This is a genomic window from Bacillus sp. JJ634, assembly GCF_036962285.1.
GTDB classification, from domain to species: Bacteria; Bacillota; Bacilli; order Bacillales; family DSM-1321; genus Peribacillus; species Peribacillus asahii_A.
Genome location: NZ_JBALMU010000164.1, coordinates 1 through 1,408, shown reverse-complemented (window position 1 = coordinate 1,408; position 1,408 = coordinate 1). Strand labels below are relative to the sequence as shown.

General features: G+C 35.2%; 1 protein-coding gene. It reads left to right on the top strand.

Annotation, left to right across the window (positions count from 1 at the left end; all coding sequences use genetic code 11):
* The coding region (xerS, locus tag V7068_RS20150; RefSeq protein WP_499714266.1) for a tyrosine recombinase XerS at nucleotides 1-1,112 on the top strand (1,112 nt) is incomplete at its 5' end.
* Between the last annotated feature and the right edge of the window lie 296 nt (nucleotides 1,113-1,408).

The following is a 1,408-nucleotide window of genomic DNA, read 5'->3' as shown; positions in this document are numbered from 1 at the left end:
TTCGTTTGTCTATATCTAAACAGCATGATTATTATGAAAGAAAACTAGATGAATTGTTAAAAGAGATGCCTGACTATGTGGTTAAATATGTAGATGCTAAGCAGGATATCCGCTCTCCCCTCACCCTTTTCAATTATGTACGGGATTATCAAGAGTTTTTTAACTGGCTCATGGCTGAAGGAATTGTCCCATGCAAATCGATTAAAAAAATCACACCTGGATATCTTGAAAACCTATCTTTAGAGGAAGCAAGTAATTATTTTAAATTTATAGCTAGGAAAAAATATAAAGTCTCAAAGAATGATGAAACGAAAAAAATTAATCCAAAAACTGTTAATCGCCATAAGTCCTCCCTTCGCTCCCTTTTTAAATACCTGACGACAGAAGCTGAATTGGATAATAGAGAACCCTATTTCCATAGGAACGTTATGCAGAAAATCCAGGTTAAAAAGGTATCAGAAACGTTTAATGAACGGGCCAAACATATAACCGAAAAAATCTTTGTTAATGACCAGGATATTGATTTCTTAGCGTACGTGAAAGACGAATACGAGCATTCTCTTTCTGACACTCAGAAACACTACTTCAAGCGGGATAAAGAACGAGATTATGCCATCCTCTCTCTCTTTCTTGGAAGTGGAATCCGTGTGAATGAATTATCCAATTTAAGGATCAAAGATATTGATTTTAGTTCAAAGGAAATCAGTGTGATTAGAAAGGGAAACAAAAAGGATACGGTTAGCGTGACCCCCTCCTCTCTTCATGATCTTAAAGAGTATTTATCGATTCGACATGTACGTTATGCAGGGAAAGACGATGAGAATGAATTTGTTTTTATCAAACTCTATAAAGGAGAACCTCTCCCTCTTACTAATCGTGCCATTGAAAACATTGTTTATAAGTATACGAAGTCCTTTGATAAAAGAATGTCACCACATAAACTACGGCATACTTATGCTACGAATTTGGCAGAACAGACGGGTGGGGACATTCCTTTGATTATGTCACAATTAGGCCATACATCATCCGATACGTCCCTCCTGTATATTAATACTTCTAGGGAGAAAGCTAGGAAGGCTGCAGAGCTATTGGATAAACGTAGGGATAAATAATATATATTTGTATTTTTTACTTGATGAGTAGTGCAGAGGAAAAGAAGTAAGTAAGTAAGAGACGTGTTGGGGAATTTTTTAATTTTTTTATGAATCTAGAATTCCGATGGGTTCAGCAAGAAATAAATCATAAATATAAAAAAAACGTGCTCGTAAACCAATGGCTAAACAAAAAACTTTTGGTTTATGAGCACGTTTTGATTGAAATTCAAAACCTATTTAAGAGAGAGATACCAGTCAGAAAAGGCCCTATTGCTTCACATGTGTTAAGTTTACAGTGTGAACAGATTTATGAT